At 60.9% G+C, this 22,261-nt stretch carries 20 protein-coding genes; 9 read left to right on the forward strand and 11 right to left on the reverse strand.

Going from position 1 to position 22,261, the window contains the following annotated elements; genetic code table 11:
* Window positions 1-31: 31 nt before the first annotated feature.
* The 4 genes from ACXAH0_RS17560 to cysG all read right to left on the reverse strand — a co-directional run bounded on the left by ACXAH0_RS17560 (window position 32) and on the right by cysG (window position 4,291).
* Window positions 32-793 (reverse strand): phosphoadenylyl-sulfate reductase, encoded by a 762-nt coding sequence (locus tag ACXAH0_RS17560; RefSeq protein WP_475193486.1) that lies wholly within the window; start codon window positions 791-793, stop codon window positions 32-34.
* The gene (locus tag ACXAH0_RS17565; RefSeq protein WP_475193490.1) at window positions 780-2,438 is read right to left on the reverse strand and encodes a nitrite/sulfite reductase; all 1,659 of its coding nucleotides are present in this window, start codon (window positions 2,436-2,438) and stop codon (window positions 780-782) included. The genes ACXAH0_RS17560 and ACXAH0_RS17565 overlap by 14 nt, the downstream gene beginning before the upstream one ends.
* A 72-nt stretch (window positions 2,439-2,510) precedes the next feature.
* A complete protein-coding gene (locus ACXAH0_RS17570; RefSeq protein WP_475193492.1) occupies window positions 2,511-2,810 on the reverse strand; it encodes a DUF2849 domain-containing protein in 300 nt (99 codons plus the stop codon).
* A gap of 17 nt (window positions 2,811-2,827) precedes the next feature.
* Window positions 2,828-4,291 (reverse strand): siroheme synthase CysG, encoded by a 1,464-nt coding sequence (cysG, locus tag ACXAH0_RS17575; RefSeq protein ID WP_475177477.1) that lies wholly within the window; start codon window positions 4,289-4,291, stop codon window positions 2,828-2,830.
* A 278-nt stretch (window positions 4,292-4,569) separates the two neighbouring features.
* Here cysG and ACXAH0_RS17580 point away from each other — a divergent pair, with 278 nt between their 5' ends.
* Entirely contained in the window at window positions 4,570-5,091 is a 522-nt protein-coding gene (locus ACXAH0_RS17580) for an invasion associated locus B family protein (protein ID WP_475193495.1), read from the forward strand.
* Between the two features lie 405 nt (window positions 5,092-5,496).
* On the opposite strand, the gene ACXAH0_RS17585 is transcribed toward ACXAH0_RS17580, so the two are convergent.
* On the reverse strand, window positions 5,497-6,663 hold the full coding sequence (locus tag ACXAH0_RS17585; RefSeq protein ID WP_475177487.1) for an acetyl-CoA acetyltransferase: 1,167 nt from the start codon (window positions 6,661-6,663) through the stop codon (window positions 5,497-5,499).
* Window positions 6,664-7,426: 763 nt separating this feature from the next.
* Here ACXAH0_RS17585 and ACXAH0_RS17590 point away from each other — a divergent pair.
* Together ACXAH0_RS17590 and ACXAH0_RS17595 are read left to right on the forward strand one after the other, a co-directional pair.
* Window positions 7,427-9,091, forward strand: a complete 1,665-nt coding sequence (locus ACXAH0_RS17590; protein WP_475193497.1) for an alpha-glucosidase — start codon at window positions 7,427-7,429, stop codon at window positions 9,089-9,091.
* A gap of 89 nt (window positions 9,092-9,180) precedes the next feature.
* Window positions 9,181-9,975, forward strand: a complete 795-nt coding sequence (locus ACXAH0_RS17595) for a glycosyltransferase family 2 protein (protein WP_475193500.1) — start codon at window positions 9,181-9,183, stop codon at window positions 9,973-9,975.
* Between the two features lie 41 nt (window positions 9,976-10,016).
* Here ACXAH0_RS17595 and ACXAH0_RS17600 read toward each other — a convergent pair whose 3' ends face one another.
* Window positions 10,017-11,201 (reverse strand): HD domain-containing phosphohydrolase, encoded by a 1,185-nt coding sequence (locus ACXAH0_RS17600; RefSeq protein ID WP_475177497.1) that lies wholly within the window; start codon window positions 11,199-11,201, stop codon window positions 10,017-10,019.
* A gap of 190 nt (window positions 11,202-11,391) precedes the next feature.
* Between ACXAH0_RS17600 and ACXAH0_RS17605 the strand changes: the two genes are divergently transcribed.
* Window positions 11,392-12,663: a TIGR03862 family flavoprotein gene (locus ACXAH0_RS17605; RefSeq protein WP_475193503.1), complete on the forward strand. Its 1,272-nt coding sequence runs from the start codon at window positions 11,392-11,394 to the stop codon at window positions 12,661-12,663.
* On the forward strand, window positions 12,660-13,124 hold the full coding sequence (locus ACXAH0_RS17610; protein ID WP_475177507.1) for a YaiI/YqxD family protein: 465 nt from the start codon (window positions 12,660-12,662) through the stop codon (window positions 13,122-13,124). Before ACXAH0_RS17605 ends, ACXAH0_RS17610 begins: the two co-directional genes overlap by 4 nt.
* A gap of 73 nt (window positions 13,125-13,197) precedes the next feature.
* Here the strand turns inward: ACXAH0_RS17610 and ACXAH0_RS17615 are convergent, their stop codons facing one another.
* Window positions 13,198-13,548 (reverse strand): BA14K family protein, encoded by a 351-nt coding sequence (locus ACXAH0_RS17615; RefSeq protein WP_475177515.1) that lies wholly within the window; start codon window positions 13,546-13,548, stop codon window positions 13,198-13,200.
* Between the two features lie 385 nt (window positions 13,549-13,933).
* On the opposite strand from ACXAH0_RS17615, the gene ACXAH0_RS17620 reads away from it, so the two are divergent.
* Window positions 13,934-14,146 (forward strand): cold-shock protein, encoded by a 213-nt coding sequence (locus ACXAH0_RS17620; protein ID WP_141188395.1) that lies wholly within the window; start codon window positions 13,934-13,936, stop codon window positions 14,144-14,146.
* Window positions 14,147-14,282: 136 nt separating this feature from the next.
* Here ACXAH0_RS17620 and ACXAH0_RS17625 read toward each other — a convergent pair whose 3' ends face one another.
* From ACXAH0_RS17625 to ACXAH0_RS17640, 4 genes are all read right to left on the reverse strand, one after another.
* Complete coding sequence (locus tag ACXAH0_RS17625) at window positions 14,283-14,900, reverse strand: AraC family transcriptional regulator (protein ID WP_475193505.1); 618 nt, start codon at window positions 14,898-14,900, stop codon at window positions 14,283-14,285.
* Between the two features lie 45 nt (window positions 14,901-14,945).
* Window positions 14,946-15,992: a choline ABC transporter ATP-binding protein gene (gene choV / locus ACXAH0_RS17630; protein ID WP_475177528.1), complete on the reverse strand. Its 1,047-nt coding sequence runs from the start codon at window positions 15,990-15,992 to the stop codon at window positions 14,946-14,948.
* A complete protein-coding gene (choW, locus tag ACXAH0_RS17635; protein WP_475193508.1) occupies window positions 15,989-16,831 on the reverse strand; it encodes a choline ABC transporter permease subunit in 843 nt (280 codons plus the stop codon). Before choW ends, choV begins: the two co-directional genes overlap by 4 nt.
* Window positions 16,832-16,913: 82 nt before the next feature.
* Entirely contained in the window at window positions 16,914-17,858 is a 945-nt protein-coding gene (locus ACXAH0_RS17640) for a choline ABC transporter substrate-binding protein (RefSeq protein ID WP_475177539.1), read from the reverse strand.
* Window positions 17,859-18,052: 194 nt separating this feature from the next.
* Between ACXAH0_RS17640 and betI the strand changes: the two genes are divergently transcribed.
* The 3 genes from betI to betB are packed head-to-tail and all read left to right on the forward strand — an operon-like array spanning window position 18,053 to window position 21,843.
* Complete coding sequence (gene betI, locus ACXAH0_RS17645; RefSeq protein ID WP_475193513.1) at window positions 18,053-18,667, forward strand: transcriptional regulator BetI; 615 nt, start codon at window positions 18,053-18,055, stop codon at window positions 18,665-18,667.
* A 4-nt stretch (window positions 18,668-18,671) separates the two neighbouring features.
* Window positions 18,672-20,330, forward strand: a complete 1,659-nt coding sequence (gene betA, locus ACXAH0_RS17650) for a choline dehydrogenase (RefSeq protein WP_475177551.1) — start codon at window positions 18,672-18,674, stop codon at window positions 20,328-20,330.
* 49 nt (window positions 20,331-20,379) lie between these two features.
* On the forward strand, window positions 20,380-21,843 hold the full coding sequence (gene betB, locus ACXAH0_RS17655) for a betaine-aldehyde dehydrogenase (protein ID WP_475193517.1): 1,464 nt from the start codon (window positions 20,380-20,382) through the stop codon (window positions 21,841-21,843).
* Window positions 21,844-22,261: the final 418 nt, after the last annotated feature.

Consider the following 22,261-nt stretch of genomic DNA (forward strand, 5'->3'; position numbering starts at 1 on the left):
CTTCCCGGACCTGCCCTGATCCCGGCGCAGGTCAGATCCCGCTGCCGTCAATTTCCTTGCCATGGGTCGGCCAGTGGATACCACACTCGGTCTTTTCCTGTCCGCGCCAGCGCCCGGCACGCGGGTCTTCCCCCGGTGCGACCTTGCTGGTGCAGGGCAGGCATCCGATGGACGGATAGCCCTGGGCCACAAGCGGATGGGGTGGCAGGTCATGGGCGCGGGCATAGTCCAGCACCTCGGCCGCCGACCACTCGGCCAGCGGATTGACCTTCACGCGCCCGGCGTCAATCTCGAAATGCTCCAGACTGGAACGGGTCGCGCTCTGATGCCGTTTGCGTCCGGACACCCAGGCTTCAAACCCGGTGAGCGCCCGTTCCAGCGGCACCACTTTACGGATATGGCAGCAGGCATCCGTATCGGACATCCACAACATGCCCGCCGGGTCCTTCTCCGCAATATCCTCCTTTTCCGGCTTGAAGGTTCTGACATCGCTGAGGCCAAGCCGGGCGACCAGTTCATCCCGGTAAAGAAGCGTTGCCGGAAACAGCTTCACCGTGTCGATGAACAGGACCGGCGTCGTGGGATCGATCTGCGCCACCATATGCAACAGCACCGCGCTGTCCGCGCCGAAGCTGGAGACCATGGCAATACGGCCGGCAAATTGATGCCGGATCGCACCGCGCAAGATCTCCTCGGCCGGGGCATCCTCAAACTGCGTGTTCAGTGCCGCAGCTTCTGCCTGAAGACCGAGCTCCGGATCCACTCCGAGGGAAAATGTATCATGCAGCGCCATAAAGGGCCTCCTTGAAGGGCTCCTCCCCGACCCGGCGGTAAGCCTCCAGGAAGGTTTCCTCCTTGCCCGATCTCAGACCGAGATAGGTGTCCACAAGGGTCTCAATGGCATCGACCACCTCATCTGAGGAAAAGCCGCGGCCAACGATCTCACCAATGGACGCGTTTTCATTGGCGGAGCCGCCAAGCGTCACCTGGTAGAATTCCTCGCCCTTCTTCTCCAGGCCGAGAATGCCGATATGTCCGACGTGATGGTGCCCGCAGGCATTGATGCAGCCGGAGATCTTGATCTTCAGCTCGCCAATCTCCGATTGGCGCTCCGCCGTGCCGAACCGCTCCGAAATGCGCTGAGCGACCGGGATCGATCGGGCCGTGGCAAGGGCACAGTAATCCATGCCCGGGCAGGCGATGATGTCGGTGATCAGACCCGCATTGCCCTCGGCAATCTCCGCCGCCGTCAGACGGTCGAACAGGGCAGGCAGATCCTCCAGTTTCACATGGGGCAGAATGACATTCTGCTCGTGGCTGATCCGGATTTCGTCATGGCCGAACTGCTCCGCCAGATCCGCGATCACCTCCATCTGCGCATCGGACGCATCGCCCGGGATGCCGCCGATCGGCTTCATGGACAGGGTCACGGACGTATAACCGGGAACCCGGTGCGGGTTGAGATTATGGGCCAGAAATTGCGCAAAGGCGGCATCGCTGGCGCGCCGCGCCTCGACGGCCTCGGCCTCAGGGGCGCCCACTTCCAGCGGTGGCGGGGTAAAATACGCCTCGATGCGGCGCACTTCCTCATCCGGCAGGCGCAGAACCCCGAAGCGGATCTTTTCAAATTCCGCCTCAATGTCCGCCTTCAGCTCGTCCAGGCCGGTCTCATGCACCAGGATCTTGATCCGCGCCTTATACTTGTTGTCGCGGCGGCCATAGCGGTTATAGACACGCAGGATCGCTTCGGAATAAGCTAGAAGATCTTCTTCCGGCAGGAAGTCACGCACCTTACGGCCAATCATGGGCGTGCGGCCAAGCCCGCCGCCGACAAACACCACGAAACCGATCTGCCCCGCGTCGTTGCGGGCCAGCTGCAGGCCAATGTCGTGGACCTGAACGGCGGCCCGGTCATTCGGCGCACCGGTGATCGCAATCTTGAACTTGCGCGGCAGGAACGAGAATTCCGGATGCAGAGACGACCATTGCCGCAGGATTTCCGCATAGGGGCGCGGATCGGCGATCTCGTCCGCCGCTGCCCCGGCAAAGTGGTCCGCCGTTACATTGCGGATGCAGTTGCCCGAGGTCTGGATGGCATGCATTTCCACTTCGGCCAGTTCTTCCAGGATCTTCGGTGTGTCTTCCAGCCTGGGCCAATTGAACTGAATGTTCTGGCGTGTGGTGAAATGGCCGTAGCCCTTGTCATAGGTGCGGGCAATATGGGCAAGCTTGCGCATCTGGCGGCTGTTCAAGGTGCCATAGGGAATGGCGACCCGCAGCATATAGGCATGTAGCTGGAGGTAGAGCCCGTTCATCAGCCGGAGCGGCTTGAACTCGTCTTCAGACAATTCGCCGGCCATGCGGCGGCGGACCTGATCCTTGAACTGTTCCGTGCGCTGATTGACAAAGCTGGCGTCAAATTCGTCGTAGCGGTACATCTTGAACTCTCCTTGCGGGCGCTGCCGGGGCCGTGAGTGCTGGCGCAGCCCTTCCCTCGTGGTGGTGGGTGATCAGGCGGAAACAGGCTGGGCCTGTTTACCGAGCTCCGGGTGGGTGGTCGGGCCTGCGGCGCGGATGCGCTCGCGCAGACGCACCGGAACAATGACGCCGTCTTCCAGGGTCACCGCCATGTCATAGACCCCAACGACCTCCTGGTTCCGTTCAGCCTCCTGGCCAAGGGCGAGGCCTTCGGCAACGGCCTCCTTGCCGTCATAGACCCGGGCCAGCGTGACCCGCTCGACCCAGGTGCCGTGTTCTCCAAGCCAGACGACATCGCCATTCAACAGGCGGTTGGCGGTAATGACTTTCATCGCGTCTCTTTCTTGCCTCAGGCAACCGCCGCGCGGGCCACATCAAGCGGCGCCAGCGGTTCGGCCTTGTGAAGGGCGGCGTGGCCAACAGCCTCGCCAATGACAATAAGGACCGGGCCGTCAATCTCCGCCCGGTTCGACAGGACCGCCAGCTCGGACAAGGTGCCGGCAAACAGGCGCTCGTCGGAATGGGCGGCGTTTTCAACAACAGCAACGGGAGTTTCCGGCTTCAGGCCGGCGCTGATCATTTTGTCAGCAACAGCTGAGGCCACCGTGCGGCCCATATAGACAGCAACCGTCGCGCCTTTCAGCGCCAGCCCGGCCCAGTCGGGCAGGGTTTCGGACTTGGCATTGTGGCCGGTGGCAAATACCAGATTGGAGGCAACTCCGCGCAGGGTCAACGGGATCTGGGCCGAGGCTGCTGCCGCAAAGGCAGCCGTGACACCTGGCACGATTTCGAAACCGATCCCGTCTTTCCGCAGGGCATCCATCTCTTCCGCCGCCCGGCCGAAAATCATCGGATCACCGGCTTTCAGCCGCACCACCTTATGCCCCTTGCGGCCCAGCTCCACCAGCAAATGGCAGATCTCCGACTGCGGGACGGAATGGGCGCCCTTGCGCTTGCCGACCGAAATCCGCTCCGCATCCCGGCGGCCCATGGCAACAACGCTTGCCGGCACCAGCGCGTCATGGACAATCACGTCCGCCTCCTGCAGCAGGCGCTGCGCGCGCAGCGTCAGGAGATCTTCCGCACCGGGGCCTGCCCCGACCAGCCAGACAAAGCCCGGCTCGTCGGCCATGCCGTTCAGGAGACGCTGCGCTTCGGCACGCGCCACACCGGCGCGTCCGGCATAAAGGTTGGTTGCGACAGAGCCGGAAAAGAAACGGGCCCAGAAAGTCCGGCGCAGCGCGCCATCGGCAATCACCTTTGTGGCCGCATCACGGAAGCTTTCCGCCAGCCGGGCCAGCTCTCCGGTGGCCAAAGGCAGCATTGCCTCAATCCGCGCGCGGATGTGGCGGGAGAGAACCGGACCAACCCCGGTGGAGCTGACGGCAACAGCAATCGGCGCCCGGTTGACCAGCGCCCCGGTGTAAAAATCGCACAGCTCCGGCTTGTCGACCGCATTGACCGGCACGCCCATGATCCGGGCGGCGCCGACCACCGCTTTATCAAGCGCAAGATCTTCACGCGCGGAAAACACAAGAGCGGCCCCGGTCAAATGGGCGGGACGGAAGTCTTCGGCCAGATGGTCTGCCTGGAACAGATCGACAGCCTCCTGAAGATCCGGTTCGATCTCCCGGGCGATCACAGTGATCTGCGCATTGGTCTCGCCCAGAAGACGGACCTTCGCCGCTGCCTCGCCGCCATGGCCAACCACAATCACCTTGCGGCCCGCCACCTTCATGAACGCCGGGAAGACGTCCAGCCGGTCTTCCGGCTTTTTCAGCGTTTTCACTTTGTCGCCACGGCGGATTGCCATCGTCAAGGGTCTCCAATCCCAGTTTGATGGCTCTAATGTAGAGGGCTGCAGCCACCGGTGCCGGGCACCGGTTTTCAAAGCTTGGCGCGGAAGGGGAATAGTTTTTTCCGTTCCCGGCATTTGGCCGATTCCGGTTTCCGGAGCTGCAAAACTGCCCTTGCGGCAGGCGGAAAATCCGGACGCTGTCTGGCGAAATCCGGCACGTTTTGCGTGACGGGGCTGGCTTTGAACGCTATGACTTCGCCCGGACGCGACCCATCCAGACAAAGATCGTAAATATGTCTTCCCTCAAAGCCTTTCTCGTGGCCGCCGCCACATCCTGCTGCCTCCTGAGCGTTGCCCTTCCCGCCAGCGCCCAGGAGACCCCTCCTCCTGCCCCGGCAACCGGTGACGCCCTGTGGCAGACCCGATGCGCCGGCGGCTCGCGCGCCGCCGATGCGCTGATTTGCGAAGCGTCCCAGAGCGTTCGCGTCAAAGACAGCGGCCAGTTGCTCTTCAAGGTCGATATCATCTATCCGGCCAACAAGGCCGCCCCGGTGCTGCAGATGCAGCTGCCGCTGGGGTTCTATATTCCAGGCAAGATCAAGCTGTCGGTGGACGGCACGCCGATGCGCGACCTGGATGTGGGCACCTGTGACGGCCGCGGCTGCTTCCTGTCGGCTAAAGCGACGCCAGACATGATCGAGGCCATGAAAGCGGGGGCAAAGCTAAAAATCGATTTCGCCCCGGCAGCGGGTAGCCGGCAAGCTGTTGAAATCCCTCTGACCGGCTTCAGCCGCGCCATGGCGGCAATCCAGTAGGAGCTTGATGCCAACCACACCAAAGGGGCCGGTCCCGGATCTGATCCGGGACGGCGCTCGCGGAACCCCGAAGCCCATTGGAAATGGTGAGATGTCCCGGTTTTCGCAGACTGGATCCTGTTACGGGCTTCGCTGGGCCGGGACGGCACCCGGAGCAACACGCCGGTTTGCCCCCGCCGTCATTCCAGCGAAAGCAGCAATCGAGTGCGCTGCGTGGGAAAACTGAGTAGCGGGCAGCTGACGGGCCACACCCAGCACACGCGTCTCAGCACTTGCGATAGGAGCGGCCATACGGCCGCCTTTGCGTCCTGAGATTCCCGGCTGGCAGATGGGCGGCCAGCCCGTGGGACGAGGAGTGGCGCGGTGGTCTTAGAGGATCCGAACCACTCCTGAAAGACAGAAATCTTATTTCATCGCCTGAAGGACGGAGACGAAATTGGCAACGGCTGCGCCACCCATGTTGAAGATGCCGCCGATTTCCGCGTCCTTGACCTGAATGTCCCCGGCGGTTCCGGTGAGCTGCATGGCGGTGAGCACATGCATGGACACCCCGGTGGCGCCGATGGGGTGGCCCTTGGACTTCAAGCCCCCGGACGGGTTGACCGGCAGCTTGCCGCCCATTTCGGTCCAGCCTTCCAGAACCGCCCGTGCCCCTTCGCCCTCTGCCGTCAGGCCCATGGCTTCATATTCGATCAGTTCGGCGATGGTGAAACAGTCATGTGTCTCGACAAAGGACAGGTCCTCAAGCGCCAGATTGGCATCGCCCAGAGCCTCGCCCCAAGCCTTGGAGCAGCCTTCGAATTTTAAGATGTCCCGGCGGGACATGGGCAGGAAATCCTGCACATGGGCCATGCCGCGGAAGGCCACCGCCTTTTTCATACCAAGCGCGGTCGCCGTGTCGGTCAGAACCAGAGCCGCCGCCCCATCGGACACAAGTGAACAGTCCGTGCGTTTCAGCGGACCGGCAACATAGGGGTTCTTCTCGCTTTCCGCCCGGCAGAACTCAAAGCCAAGATCCTTGCGCATCTGGGCATAGGGGTTGTTCACCCCGTTCTTGTGGTTCTTGGCGGCGATTCTGGCCAGCGCATCGGACTGGTCGCCATATGTTTGGAAATAGGAATCGGCAATCTTGCCGAAAACGCCGGCAAACCCGGCCGGAATATCCCCTTCTTCCTTCAGATAGGAGGCTTTCAAAAGGTTCTTGCCAATTTCCGGTCCCGGCGTCGTGGTCATCTGCTCCACGCCAACCACAAGAACGATACGGGCATCTCCGGAGGCAATCGCGCGCACGCCCTGGTGCACGGCCGCAGACCCCGTGGCACAGGCATTTTCCACCCGTGTAGCCGGTTTGAACCGAAGCGCCGGATCAGCCTGAAGCACGAGCGACGCGGTGAAATCCTGGGCCGAAAACCCGGCATTGAAATGCCCGAGCAGGATTTCATCGACCTCTTCCGGGGCAATGCCCGCGTCGTGAAGCGCCTCGACCGCCACCTTGACGATCATGCTTTCCACCGTTTCGTCCGCATGTTTGCCAAAAGGCATATGGGCCCAGCCCACCATTGCTGCCGTCATGAGAGTTCCTCCAGTTGGTCTGACCGGTTGCCCCGCAGGGGTATCCCCCTAGCAGCAGGGACCGCCTGTCCGGTCCGGTATCGACTTTATACCAAAGAGAACCCGAGAAGCCCCTCTGAAAGAGGGCCAACCCGTCTGCAGGCTAGACCGGCGCTCCAGCTGAGCGGACAGGCGCACGGCTTCAAACCGGGCGGATGCCTCCCAAACTCACTTTGGCAGAAATGACAATTTGTTGATCGGGACAGTTCCAGCTTCCCGTCGGCATTGCAAGAAGAAATTGACGAAAACGTCATTCAATTTTTATTATATCTTTTATTTCAATATCTTATTTTATTTTCAAAATGAGATTTCGGGTATCTTCAGCGGCACCCCTCGTCAAAATTGCGTAAAAATTCAGCAAAACCCTACGGAATCTTTCATTGACCTGTCACGAGAAGCGTTTATTCATCTGCGCGTTCCGGACAAAATCGTTTTTCGAGATTTTTCAGACGAGTCACCGGCCCTGAATTTCAGGGCCGGTTTTTCGTTTTGGCACAATAGTTTAAGATTGAGGACTTCGCCGCATGCCGCGATTTCTTGGGGCCCGCGCACCGGTCGGCTCCACGCCCGCGCCGTGCCTGACAATCTCTGCCTTTTGTGCGCCTGCTGCAGCAGCCCCCGTCTTTTTCAAAACGCCATCTTGACCTGAAGATCCCCTGTCTGTAGCGGTTCAAAGCGCTTTGAAATTTTGAGTGCCGCACGGGACGCGGCGTGGAGACCCTGCATGTTTGAAGATGCCGACACAGCCCGCACGGACGCCTCCCGGCAGGCCAAAGATCTGGACTGGTGGCGCGGCGCGGTGATCTACCAGATCTATCCCCGCTCCTTCAAGGACAGCAATGGCGATGGCATCGGAGATCTCAACGGGATTACCGGGCAGATGGACTATATCGCCTCACTCGGGGCCGATGCGGTCTGGCTATCCCCCTTCTTCACTTCGCCGATGAAGGATTTCGGTTACGACGTGTCGGACTACGAATCCGTCGATCCGATGTTCGGCACCCTGGCGGATTTCGACCGCATGACCGCCGCCGCCCATGCGCACGGGCTGAAGGTCATGATTGATCTGGTGATCTCCCACACCTCCGACCAGCACGCGTGGTTCAAGGAAAGCCGGTCGTCGAAGGACAATGCCAAGGCAGAATGGTATGTCTGGGCCGATGCAAAGGCGGACGGCACCCCCCCCACCAACTGGCTGTCGATCTTTGGTGGCCCGGCCTGGGAATGGGACAGCCGCCGCTGCCAGTATTACATGCACAATTTCCTGGCCAGCCAGCCGGATCTGAACTTTCACAATCCCGAGGTTCAGACCGCCGTGCTGGAGGCGGCCCGGTTCTGGCTGGAGCGGGGCGTGGACGGCTTCCGCCTTGATACGGTGAATTTCTATTTCCACGACGCCGCCTTGCGGGACAATCCCCCGCTCAGCGCCAATGAATTGCCGTCAACGGTCGATCCCACCAACCCTTACGGCTTCCAGGAGCATCTTTACGACAAGACCCGGCCGGAGAATCTTGAATTTCTGGAACGGTTCCGCGCGCTTTTGGACAGCTATCCGGGCACGGCCTCGGTCGGAGAAATCGGCGCGGATGGCCAGGCTGTCGAGCTGACGGCCTCCTATACGGAAGCGGACAAGCGCATCCATATGGCCTATAGTTTCGATCTTCTGACGCCCCAGCACGGCGCCAGCTATATCCGCCAGATCGTTGAAGACATGACCCATGGCATTGAAGGCGGCTGGGCCAGCTGGGCGCTGTCCAACCATGATGTGATGCGGGTTGCCACCCGGTGGGGAGCAGAGCTGGACCCGCACCGGTTCGCCCCGCTGGCAACAGCCCTGTGTGCCTCCCTCAGAGGCACGCCCTGCCTCTATCAGGGCGAAGAACTGGGCCTGCCCCAGGCCGATGTGCCCTTTGACCAGCTCCAGGACCCTTACGGCATCCGCTTCTGGCCGGACTACAAGGGCCGCGACGGCTGCCGCACGCCCATGCCCTGGCACGGGGACCGCGTGCATGGCGGCTTTTCGGAGGCCGCCCCGTGGCTGCCGGTTCCCGCGGAGCACCTGGCCCTTGCAGCGCTTGATCAGGACGTGGACCCGGCCTCCATCTTGAACCGGAACCGGGCCTTTTTTGCCTGGCGCAAGCAGCAGCTGCCGCTTTTGAAAGGGGACATTGTCTTTGCAGACAGTGCCGGGGAGACCCTGGTCTTTACCCGCAGCCATCAGGGCGAAACCCTCCTGTGCGCCTTCAATCTGGCAGACGCGCCTGCGGTGATCGACCTGGGCGAGCGGGCCCTTGATCTTCTGCCCGTCCCCGGCTTTTCCGGCTCCCTGGAGGGTAGCACCCTCACCCTGCCGGGGCTGGACGCCGCCTTTGCCCGTGTGAAACCCTGATCTTGCGGCTTCAAAATCCGGCCCGGTGCGGCTAAAAGAACGCACCGGGCCAGACCCCGCTCCGTTTTCAAGACTTGCCGGACCCTTCCATGAGCGACCGCCTGCCCCTCTCCGTCTTCATCATTGCCAAAGACGAAGCCGACCGCATTGCAAGGCCGATCCAAAGCGTGATCACTTGGGCCGATGAGGTGATCGTGATTGACAGTGGGTCAGCCGATGAAACCGTCAAGGTGGCCTCAGAACTCGGCGCCCGGGTGCTGCATCATGACTGGCCCGGCTATGGCCCGCAAAAGCGCTTCGGCGAAGACCAGTGCCGCAATGACTGGCTGCTCAATCTGGATGCGGACGAAGAAGTCACACCAGAGCTGGCCGCCGAGATCCAGGCGAAATTTGCAGATGGCAGCTACAAAGCGGCGGATGGCTGGCGGATCATGATCCGCGACATCTTTGCCCATGAGGCAGACCCCGCCGCCTGGGCCTATGGCTATCACCAGATCCGGCTCTACGACCGGCGCAAGGGCCGGTTTTCCGACTCCATCGTGCATGACACGGTGCGCCCGGATGACGGGGCAAAAATCGCAGATCTGTCCGGCATCATGGCCCACCGCTCAATCCGGTCACTGGCGTTTCAGGTTGGCAAATACAACCGCTACTCCGGTATGCAGGTGGAGGATATGCGCGCCAGGGGCCGCAAACTGCCGCGCAGCCGGCTGCTCACCGAATTTCCAGTCAGTTTTCTGAAAGCCTATTTTGCCCGCAAATACCGCAAATATGGCTGGTGGGGCCTGATCCTTGCCGTGAACTACGCCCACGCCCGGTTTCTGCGGGTTGCCAAGGCCTATGAGGCGGAGCTTGCGGACCGGAAGGACGGCAAACCCCGCTGACGGAACCCCGCATCGCGCGCGCTACCGGTCAGTGGAGGGACCTATCCCACGGCCTCTTCTGACGCCATCTGACGCTCCACCCGGATGGGCTGGCGCACACCGGCAGTCTGATCGAAATGGACAAGGCGGCGGATGGTTGTGGGTGTCAGCGTATGGTCACGCGCCAGTACCAGTTCGTGGCTGTTTTGCGTCAGCACATCATCGACCAGGATGTCGCCCGGCCGGAGCGAGCGGATGTGGCATTCGATGATGCGCATCTTGCGCTCTTCGGGCACGTCATCCAGCAGCACTTCCTTTGCTGCGGCCAGAAGATCGGGATCATATTTGCGCCGGTTGATGGTCAGCGCTTCAAAAGCAGCCGCATCCGGCCCGTTTTGCGGGCTGGCATACCACAGGTCCGTCAGCAGCTTGATGATGCGCGAGACCACCGGAATATCTGTACCCTTCGGCCCGTCTTTTGGAAAGCCGGAGCCGTCAAAGCCGCGGGAGGACAGGTAAAGCTGTTCGGCCACCTTTTCCAGTTGCGGAATGTTCAAAAGAAGATCCCGGGTCTGGGCGGGGGACCGTTCCAGCACGTCCCGTTCCTGTTCCGTCAGGCTGCGGGCTGCCCGGTAGCGGGCCAGGATTTGCTTGGGCAGCAGCGCTTCACCGAGCGGCGACAGCAACACGGCCATCTCCAGTTCCCAGGTCTTGCGCATGCCCATCTTGCGGGCCAGTTTCAGCGCCTGCTTGCGCACTAGCCCGGTGCGCTGGAACGCCTCGGGATGAAACAGACCCAGCATGTCGATCAAAAGCTTGACCGAACCTGCGAGTGTCCGCTCCAGCATGCCCCTGTCCTTGACCAGTTGCGCATGGTGGGCCAGCGCGCTGTCCAGGGCCGCAGCGAGGTCCTTCTGCTGGCACGGCTTTTCAAGATACATGAAGGCATGGCCTTCATTCAGCGTCTTCTTGATGGCCTCAGCAGAAGTTTCGCGCGTCAGCATGACCCGCGCGGCCTGCGGCGCAATCTGCTCGGCTGCGCTTAAGAAGGTAGAGCCGCTGAGCCCAGGCAGATTGTAGCTGGAGAACACAACCGCGGTTGAGGGATTTTTCTTCAAAAACACAAGGGCTTCTTCCGGGTCGCCGAAACTGGCCAGCCGGTAGAAATCGCCAAACAGGCGCTCGAATGCCGACCGGACCGCTGGGTCCGGATCCATTACGACAATCAGCTCGGCCGCCTTATCCATCAAAGCCCCCTTTTTCCGGGACTGGCCCTTGTTCTGGGGCCACTCCGCAACGGGTGATCCCAAAGCATGCCACAATAGCGATAACAAAATCTTGCGTTTCTGTTCCGTTTCCGGGCGCTGTTTCCTCCAAAAGTCGCAGAGACGCGGAACACCCCTGTGGCGTTTTGAAGCGAAGGCTCTATAAGGCCTCATGCTTGATGTCCTGATCCTTGGTGCCGGCCCTGCCGGGCTTTATGCGGCCGACCGGCTTTCGGCCGAAGGCCATCGCGTTGCGGTGGCCGACCGGATGGCCTCGCCTGCGCGCAAATTCCTGATGGCCGGCCGGGGCGGGCTCAATCTCACCCACAGCGAAGACCTGCCCCGGTTCCTGTCCCGCTACCGGGAGGCGGAGCCCTTTCTGGCGCCGATGATTGAGGCCTTCCCCCCGGCCAAGCTGACCGGCTGGTGCGAGGGGCTCGGACAGGAGACCTTCACCGGCACAAGCGGCCGGGTGTTCCCGAAGGCCATGAAAGCCTCGCCCCTGCTGCGGGCGTTGTTGGGCAGGCTGCGGCAGAATGGGGTGACGCTGATGATGCGCCACAGCTTCACCGGGTTTGCGCAAGAAGAGACTGCCGGGCAAAGCAGGACAAGGGAAAGCGCCCCTGAAAGCACTCTGGCCGTGCAGCTTGAAACGGCAACCGGCGAGACGATCACCGTTCCGGCGCGTGCGGTGCTGCTTGCCCTGGGTGGTGCAAGCTGGCCCAAGCTTGGGTCCAATGCCGCCTGGTGCCCGGCGCTGGAAGACAAGGGCGTTGCCCTTCACCCTTTCAAGCCCGCCAATTGCGGCTTTCAGATCGCCTGGAGCGCGGTTCTGAAAGAGCGCTTTGCAGGTGCCCCGCTGAAACGGATCGGCCTCCGCCTTGGAGACGACACAGTGCTGGGCGAGGCGGTGATTTCAGACCAGGGACTTGAGGGCGGCGCTGTTTATGCCCTCTCCGCCGCGATCCGGGAGGCCATTGCCTGCGAAGGATCAGCCCGCATTGCCCTCGACCTGCGCCCGGCGGCCAGTGAGGAGACACTTGCCCAAAAGCTGGCCCGCCCGCGCGGCAAACAGTCCTGGGCCACCTTTCTGAAGAAGACCCTGAAGCTCCTCCCTGCCGAACAGGCGCTGTTGCGTGAGGCCGGCCCCCTGCCCGGCTCAGCCGAAGCCCTGGCCGGACTGATCAAGAGCCTGCCCCTTTCCTGCAAGGCGCCCTATGACATCAGCCGGGCGATTTCATCGGCAGGCGGTGTTCCGCTTGACGCGGTCGCCGGGGACCTGATGCTAAAGGCGGTGCCGGGGGTGTTTGCCGCCGGAGAAATGCTGGATTGGGAAGCCCCGACGGGTGGCTACCTGTTACAGGCCTGTTTTGCCACCGCCCACCGGGCCAGCGACGGGCTGATGGCCTATCTGGAAACGGCAGCCGGAAAGGACCTCAAATGACCAGACTTTATGTGGATGCGGATGCCTGCCCGGTGAAGCAGGAGGCCGTGCGTGTCGGGGAGCGGCACGGGGTGGAGATTGTCTTTGTGTCCAACAGCTGGATGCGGCTGCCGGAGGGCGACCTGATCAAGCGGGTGGTCGTGCCCGAAGGCCCCGATGAGGCCGATAACTGGATTGCGGAGAGGGCAAGCATCGGGGATGTGGTGGTCACGGCGGACGTGCCGCTGGCCGCGCGCTGCGTGAAGGAAGGGGCTCTGGTGATCGGCCCCACCGGCAAACCCTTCCGGGAAGAAGGCATCGGCATGCGGCTCGCCATGCGTGACCTCAATACCCATTTGCGCGAGGCTGGCGAGATCCGGGAAGGCGGCCCGGCCTTCACCAAGGCGGACCGGTCCCGCTTTCTCAACCAGCTTGAAACGACCATGCGGGCTGCCAGGCGCCTGTCCGGAACCACCCCATGAAAAGCCCTGCAAGGTGGGGAGGCACACCTTGCAGGGCTTGGCCGGTTGCACGGTGTCCCGTGCCGGGACCGGCTTAGCGGCAGAACTTGTACTGGCCGGAATAGGCCAGGAAATAACCGGTGTTCGGATTGAAGGACCGGTATTTGGCGTGGCAGTAATTGTACCAGGCCGGGGTCCAGGGCGCCGGGCGGTAGGTGACCACCGGAGCCGGATAATAGGCCGGGGGCGGAGCATAGTAGCGCGGAGCCACATAGCGCGGACGAGAAAGCGCTGAGCCGATGATAGCGCCTGCGGCCAGGCCTCCGGCGATGCCGGCTCCAACCCGCCAGCCGTTCCCGGCATGTGCGGTTTCTGTCTGGGCGGTCAGCGTGACACCGGCGACAAGAGCCAGCGCAGAAGCGGTGAGTGCGATTTTCCTGAACATGTCGGTGTCCCTTCGGTTCTGTGAGGCGGTTCGTCGTTGCCTCAGCTCATGAAAGGACTTTAGCCCTGGCCGGTCTTTGGTTCTGTGACCGCAGTCACAGGCTGTTTCTTTGGCAATTCGCCCCCTTTGCACCCTTGACAAACCTCCTTAGGACGAATTCTCACGTTTCTTTCACTTGCCTTGCCCGCACCTCGGACCTACATTGCCGAGCATCGGCGCGCGTTGCGCCGTACGGGACATGACGAAAGACCCGGTGAGACTGACTTCGGTGACGCTCTTTTAAGCGCTGCTCTGAAAACCCAAGCTTTCCGTTTCTTATTGACTTCTCGTTTTCTCGCGTCCGCCGGGAATCCGGCAGACGCCAAACCAACGGAAAGGTTTCTCCATGCGTGAGAACGGCACCATCAAGTTCTTCAACCACGACCGTGGCTTCGGCTTCATTACGCCTGAAAATGGCGGCAAGGACGTTTTTGTTCACGTAACCGCGTTCGAGCAGGCCGGTATCGGAACGCCCGTCGAAGGCGCCAAGATCTCCTTCGTCGCTGAAGACGACCGCCGCGGCCGCGGCAAGCAGGCAGCCCAGCTGGAACTGCTCTAAGTCTTTCATGGCACAGGCGGCCAGACAGCCTGCCTGAAAACGCGAGTTTCGAACGGGGCCCCTATGGCCCCGTTTTGCTTTTTGTGCCGGATCTTTTAGGGCAGATCGCGTTTGATCCGAGACAACTGCGCGCCCTCTATGTGGCTTTTGGGTGAAAGTGGCTTTGTGGCAGCGGCAGCGCCTCGTCAAATGGACCAGCGCCGTTGATGACGTAGCCTCTGGCGACTTTCAGGTTCCGCGCCAAGCCCCAACCTTTCAGAACAGCGGCCCGCAAATCCGGATCCGGTTCCTCAAAACTGCCTCCGCACTGCAAAATACAAGACTCGACCAGAATGGTCCCGAGCACTTGTGCGCCATCGCCCAACCGGGTTTGACCAAGCAGCGTGGGATTGTTGCTATAACGGCCTCTGTCCCCAATCTCGATAAAGGCGCCAGGACGGTTCGACTTTGCAGTAAAACCGCCATCGCCGAACTGGTTGTGAGACCCGACGGTGATATGGCCACGTGTTGCCAGAAAAAGAGTGCCACTGTGGAAGATATTTTCGTCACCGATCCGCATTTCAGCTGCACCATCGGCCTGAAGCGTCACGCCCGGATAGAATATGTTGCCCTCTCCGACCTGAATTCCTGCGGAAATGAGTACGGAAAAGGGATCAAGAACCCTGTTCCTGCTGCCCAGGTCCATTGTCTCTTCCAGGCTCAGGAAGCCCATGGCGCGGCGAACGTCATCCACCTTTGAAAAGGTCTGTTTCATGTGGTCGCAGCCCTTGTGCCCCGCGCCTGCAGCGCACAGACGGGGTCATTTCAGCATACACTCCAGAAGTTCGGCTTCGCCGATCACACCGACAATCGCGCCGTCTTTTTGAACCACCACCGGGTCTGAGCTGGATTTTTTCAGCCGGGCGATCTCGCGCACCGGCGTGCTGCTCTCACAGGTCACACCGCTGGCCAGCGATCCCGGCAGGCTGCCAGGCGGCACCATGATGTCGCGGGCGCGCAGCACATTCAGCGGGTTCATGTGGCTGACGAAATCAGCCACATAGTCATCCGCCGGGTTCTTGACGATCTCCTGCGGTGTGCCCAGCTGGACCACCCGGCCGCCTTCCATAATGGCGATGCGCGAGCCAATCTTGGCCGCTTCATCCAGATCGTGACTGACAAAGATGATGGTCCGGTTCAGTTCCTTTTGCAGGTCCAGCAGCTCATCCTGCAGCTTGTCACGGATCAGCGGGTCAAGGGCGGAGAACGGCTCGTCCATCAGCAGGATCGGCGCATCGGTGGCAAAGGCGCGGGCAAGGCCCACACGCTGCTGCATGCCGCCGGACAATTCATGCACATATTTTTCGCCCCAGCCGTCAAGGCCAACCAGCTTCAACTGCGCGGCCACCTTGGCGGCCCGGTCCTTTTTGGTGAGGCCCGAGAGTTCCAGGCCGAAGCCGACATTTTCCGAGACAGTACGCCAGGGCAAAAGACCGAATTGCTGGAACACCATGGCAATACGGCCCCGGCGCAAGGCCCTGAGTTCTGCCGGGGAACAGGTTTCAGGGTTCACATAGGTTTCGCCGTCATGAACCTTGACCTCCCCCCGGATCACCGGATTGAGACCATTGACCGCGCGCAACAGCGTGGACTTGCCTGAGCCGGACAGGCCCATGAGCACCAGCACTTCGCCTTCATAGATCTCGAAATCCGCCCCGGCGACCCCGAGAATCTGGCCGGTCTCGGCCTGGATTTCCTGCCGCGTCTTGCGGGCATCAATCAGCGGCAGCGCCGTTTCCGGCTTTTCGCCGAAAACGATGTCGACACCGTGGAAGGACACAACTGCCTGGGATGTCTGACCGCTCACTGCCCGCCTCCTTCTTTTCTCCGGCAGAACCGGTCCAGCACAATGGCAATCAACACAATACAGACGGCCACTTCAAAGCCCTTGGCGATGTTCACCGTGTTGAGAGCCCGCATGATTTCGACTCCAAGCCCCTCCGCGCCGACCATGCTGGCAATCACGACCATGGACAAGGACAGCATGATGGTCTGGGTCAGTCCCTCCATGATCTGCGGCAGCGCATAGGGCAACTCCACCTTCCACAGGAGCTGGAACTTGGTGGCCCCGAACGCCTCGCCGGCTTCAATCAGGGCCGTCGGCGTCGAAGACACGCCAAGCTGCGTCAAACGGATGGGGGCCGGAATGGCAAAGATGACTGTGGCAACCAGCCCTGGAACCATACCGAGGCCAAACAGGATCATGGCCGGGATCAGATAGACCATTGCCGGGATCGTCTGCATCATGTCCAGAACCGGCCTTAGAAAGGCATAAAAACGCGGCCGGTGTGCCGCCATGACGCCAACCGGCACCGCCACTGCCATGCAGACCACCGAAGCGGCAAGCACCAGGGACAGCGTCTCCGTGGTTTCTTCCCAATAGCCCTGGTTGATGATCATCAGCAGCGCGGCCGCAACAAACAGCACGAAGGCTACCGAGCGTTTAACCACATAGGCCAGGGCGGCGACAATCACGACAGCGGCAAGCGGATGCGGGGCCTGCAGCACCCACATGATACCGTCGATCAGGTTTGCCAGAACGTAAGACACCCAATCGAAGAAATCGGCGGCATGCTTTGTCAGCCAATCGAAAACATCTTCAGTCCAAGGTCCAATCGGTATCTTGTGTTCTGTCAGCCAGTCCAACCTGCTGCCCCTTCTTGTTTTTCGTTCTTAAAAAGCTTGAACGCCGGCACTTTGGCCGGCGCTCTCGGTGGATTGTGCCTGCTTAAAGGCCAAGGGCGCCCTTGACGGCCGCGACACTGTCACCGCCATCAAAGGTTGTCACGCCGTCCAGCCAGGTTTCGAAAGTCGCCGGATGCTCTTTCAGCCAGGCGGCGGCAGCTTTGTTCGGATCTTCACCGTCTGTCAGGATCGCCCCCATGATCTCGTTTTCCATCGGCAGGGAGAATTCGAGATTTTCCAGGAGCTTGCCAACATTGGGGCACTCCTTGGTATAGCCAGCACGCACATTGGTATAGACAGTGGCGCCGCCATAGTTCGGGCCGAAGACATCATCCCCGCCTTCAAGATAGGCCATGTCGAAATTGGCATTCATCGGGTGCGGCTCCCAGCCAAGGAACACGATATCCTTGTCCCGCTTGGTTGCCCGGGCCACCTGGGACAGCATGCCCTGCTCGGAGGATTCGACAACTTCGAAGCCTTTCAGGTCAAACAGGTTTTCATCAATCATACCGATGATCAGGCGGTTGCCGTCATTGCCCGGCTCGATGCCGTAGATCTTTCCGTCCAGATCCTCGCGGAACTTGGCAATGTCCTGAAAGCTCTTCAGGCCTTTGTCATAAGTGTATTGCGGCACGGCCAGGGTGTATTTTGCCCCTTCCAGATTGGCCCGCACAGTCTCCACGGAACCATCTTCGCGATAGGGTTTGATGTCCCCTTCCATAGTCGGCATCCAGTTCCCGAGGAACACATCGATGTCCTTGTTTTTCAAGGATACATAGGTCACGGGTACGGAGAGCAGCTTCACATCCGGCGTGTAGCCAAGCGCTTCCAGAACCACTGAGGAGGCCGCAGTCGTCGCCGTAATATCTGTCCAGCCCACATCAGAAAAACGCACGGTCTTGCAGCTTTCCGGGTCGCTTGCCAGCGCCGTTCCGGACAACATCAGGCCAATTGCAAGACCTCCAGCGAGTGTCGCTGTGAATTTCATGAGTAAACCTCCTTCGGGAAATTGGATTCGTTCTTTGCTGCAAGAAGCGAATGTGATCATGGGCAGAACCGCCTCTGGTGTTTTGTTTAACAGGCTGCCACCAAACAATCCAAACATCCGTGGAATTATTTTGCAAGTTTTCATTGATTGACTGATCAATTAAAAATAAGACACCAGGAACTTCGGAGAAGACAATGCCCAAGGTTGGAATGGAGGCGCAGCGGCGCCGAAGCCTGATTGACGCCACTGTCGATGCGATTCACGAACGTGGATACACAGACATTACAATGGCGGAGATCGCGAAACGCGCGGGTGTGTCCGGCGGTCTGGTGCATCATTATTTTGGCTCAAAAGATCAATTGCTTGCCGCAACCATGCGCCATCTTCTGACGGAGCTCGGCCGCGCGATCCGCAGCAATCTGGCCACGGCCGCAACGCCCCGTGAGCGCATCTCCGCGATCATTCACGGCAATTTTGCGCAGGACCAGTTCAAGCCTGCCGTCATCGCCGCCTGGCTGGCCTTTTACGTGCAATCGCGCACCACACAGAGCAACAGCCGCCTTTTGAAGATCTACGCCTCAAGGTTGACGTCCAACCTGACCCACAATCTTAAAGTCTTCATGCCGGCACATGAAGCGCGCCGGATTGCCGAAGGCACCGCTTCCATGATCGACGGTGTCTGGATCCGTCAGGCCCTGCGCAACACCCCCTCCGACCGTCACGCAGCCATTGCGCTGGTGGAGGATTATGTCGAAACACAGATTGCCGCCCATGCGGCCCTTCAGAACGGCCGGACAGCCGGAGCTTGAGCGAATGACAGACAGGTTTGATTTCATCATCGTAGGCGCCGGATCGGCAGGCTGCGCGCTCGCCAGCCGGCTGTCGGAAGATCCGGCCAACAAGGTTCTGGTGCTGGAGTTCGGCGGCACGGATATGGGACCGCTGATCCAGATGCCTGCGGCCCTCTCCTACCCCATGAACATGCCGCTTTACGACTGGGGCTATGAAAGTGAACCGGAACCGCATCTGGGCGGGCGCAGGCTTGCCACGCCGCGTGGCAAGGTCGTTGGCGGCTCCTCATCCATCAACGGCATGGTCTATGTGCGCGGACATGCCTGCGACTTCGACACCTGGGAAGAGATGGGCGCCAGCGGCTGGGGCTACCGCCATGTGCTGCCCTATTACAAACGCCTGGAGCAGAACCCGGAAGGCCAGGCCGGCTGGCGGGGCACGGACGGCCCCCTGCATGTTCAGCGCGGCACCAAGTGGAACCCCCTGTTCCATGCGTTCCGCGACGCCGGACTGCAAGCCGGCTACGGCGTGACGGAGGATTATAACGGCGAACGCCAGGAAGGCTTCGGCGACATGGAAATGACGGTCCACAGGGGCCGCCGCTGGTCCGCCGCCAATGCCTATTTGAAGCCCGCTCTCAAACGTAGCAATCTGACCCTGATCAAGGGCGCCCTTGTGCGCAAGGTGCTTATTGAAAACAACCGGGCCACCGGTGTCGAGTTTGAAACCGGCGGCCAGATCCGGGCCGCTTATGCCGGCCGCGAGGTGGTGCTGTCGGCCTCCTCCATCAACTCCCCGAAAATCCTGCTGCACTCCGGGATCGGCCCGGCCGGCCAGCTTTCCGCCCTCGGCATCGACGTTGTTGCGGACCGGCAGGGGGTTGGTGCCAATCTGCAGGACCATCTTGAACTCTATATCCAGCAGGCCTGCACCCAGCCGATCACTCTTTACAAACACTGGAACCTTGTTTCCAAGGCACTGATCGGGGCGCAGTGGCTGTTTTTCAAGAAAGGCCTTGGCGCATCCAACCAGTTTGAAAGCTGTGCCTTTATCCGCTCCAAAGCCGGGGTGAAATATCCCGACATCCAATATCACTTCCTGCCTTTCGCCGTGCGCTATGACGGCAAGGCGGCCGCCGAGGGCCACGGCTTCCAGGCCCATGTCGGCCCGATGCGTTCAAAATCGCGCGGACATGTGCGCCTCACCTCGAATGATCCGCGCCAGAAACCCTCCGTCTTCTTCAACTACATGTCCGTGGACGAAGACTGGGAGGATTTCCGGACCTGCATTCGCCTGACCCGGGAAATCTTCGGCCAGGAAGCCTTTGCCCCCTATCGGGGCAAGGAGATCCAGCCGGGCGCCCATGTACAGAGCGACGATGCCCTGAATGATTTCATCCGCGAACATGCGGAAAGCGCCTATCACCCCTGTGGCACCTGCCGCATGGGGGCCAAGGACGATCCGATGGCCGTGGTTGATCCGCACTGCCGGGTGATCGGGGTGGAGGGGCTTCGCGTCGCCGACAGTTCCATTTTCCCGCTGATTACCAATGGCAACCTGAATGGCCCGTCCATCATGGTGGGTGAAAAGGCGTCCGACCATATATTAGGCAAGGAGCCGCTGCCAGCGTCGAACCAGGAGCCCTGGATCCACCCCGACTGGGACCACAGCCAACGCTAAAAAACATCGGGCCGGATCCTTCGGACCGGCCCCAAGCAGGAGCACTTCAATGCGCGCCCAACCCCAAGCTTCCCACTATGTCGGCGGCTCCTATCTGGAGAGCCGCTCCGGCACCCCGTTTCCGTCCGTTTATCCGGCCACCGGCGAAGTTATTGCGGAGATCCGGCCCGCCGACGACGCGGTGATCGAGGCAGCCCTTGCCGCAGCCAAACAGGGCCAGGCCGTCTGGGCGGCCACACCGCCGGCCGAACGCGGCCGGGTTTTGCGCCGGGCGGCGGACCTATTGCGGCAGAAAAACCATGAGCTCTCCGTTCTGGAAACCCTGGACACGGGCAAACCCTTGCAGGAAACGCTCGTTGCCGACGCCGCCTCCGGCGCAGATTGCCTCGAATATTACGGCGGCCTGGCGGCCACGCTGACCGGCGAGCATATCGATCTTGGCGGCTCCTTTGCCTATACCAAGCGCGAGCCGCTCGGCATCTGTTTTGGCATCGGCGCCTGGAACTACCCGATCCAGATCGCCTGCTGGAAGGCCGCTCCTGCGCTGGTCTGCGGCAATGCCATGATCTTCAAGCCCTCGGAAATTACGCCCTTGAGCGCCCTCAAGCTCGCCGAGGCCTTGAGCGAAGCAGGCCTTCCGGACGGGGTTTTCAACGTCATCCAGGGCTTCGGCGATGTGGGCGCCAGGCTGGTGGCCCATCCGGACATTGCCAAGGTCTCGCTAACCGGCTCGGTGCCGACCGGTGCCAAGGTTGCGGGCCTTGCCGGGGAACACTTGAAAAAGACCACTCTGGAGCTTGGCGGCAAGTCGCCCCTGATCATCTTTGATGACGCGGATCTTGAAAACGCCATTTCGGCGGCGATCAACGCGAATTTCTATTCCACCGGCCAGATCTGTTCCAACGGCACACGGGTCTTTGTGCACACGGCCCTTAAGGACCGGTTCCTCGCCCGCCTTGCCGAGCGGCTCCAGGACGCCGTTCTGGGAAACCCGCTGGATGAGACCACCACGATAGGCCCGCTGGTCTCCAAAGCCCAGCTCGACAAGGTGCTGTCCTATCTTGAGCTCGGCAAACAGGAAGGCGCGCGTCTTGTCTGTGGCGGCGGCGCTGCAACCGTGGCCAGCCTGCCGGATGGTTATTTTGTCCAGCCGACCGTTTTTGCCGATGTGACGGACGGCATGCGCATTGCGCGGGAAGAGATTTTCGGCCCGGTGCTCAGCCTGCTCGACTTTGACGATGAGGACGATGTCGTTGCCCGCGCCAATGACACGGAGTTCGGTCTGGCAGCCGGTGTGTTCACCAGGGACATCCAGCGGGCCCACCGGGTCATTGCCCGCCTGCAGGCAGGCACCTGCTGGATCAACACCTACAATCTCACCCCGATCGAAATGCCCTTTGGCGGCTACAAGAAATCCGGCATGGGCCGCGAAAACGGCCATGCGGCGATCGACTATTACAGCCAGGTCAAAAGCGTTTATGTGGAGATGGACGGGGTCGAAGCCGCGTTCTAGTCGCCCGACTGTGAAGATCGTCTCGATTTCCAGCGTGTTCCGAACGAGCTTCAGAGTCATGGGAGTGACCAGCACGCCTATGTTTCTAATGTGTTTTTCGGAATTGAAATGCGCTACGGCGCGCGCTGCGCAAATGAGGCGTATTTCAATTCCACCACACTAGCCGGCGCCGTTCATCCGGTTTCAAATGGTGTTGTCTTTTGCGCTGAAACCTCTGTTGTCAGGCAGCAAAAGACAAAGCCTGGTAGATGCGGTTTGCTCCTGGAAACGGCCCAAACCGGCAGACCAAGCCAGACCGGGATCGTTTTCACATTGCACTTTACGGCCGTCCGCACAAGACTGCTCACCTGAAGCTGAAGTTCGACTCCTTTTACCGCGGGCTTCGAACGGCCTTCAGTTTCGAAAGACATACTCTCTG

Source organism: Roseibium sp. AWQ4_290 (assembly GCF_056160985.1).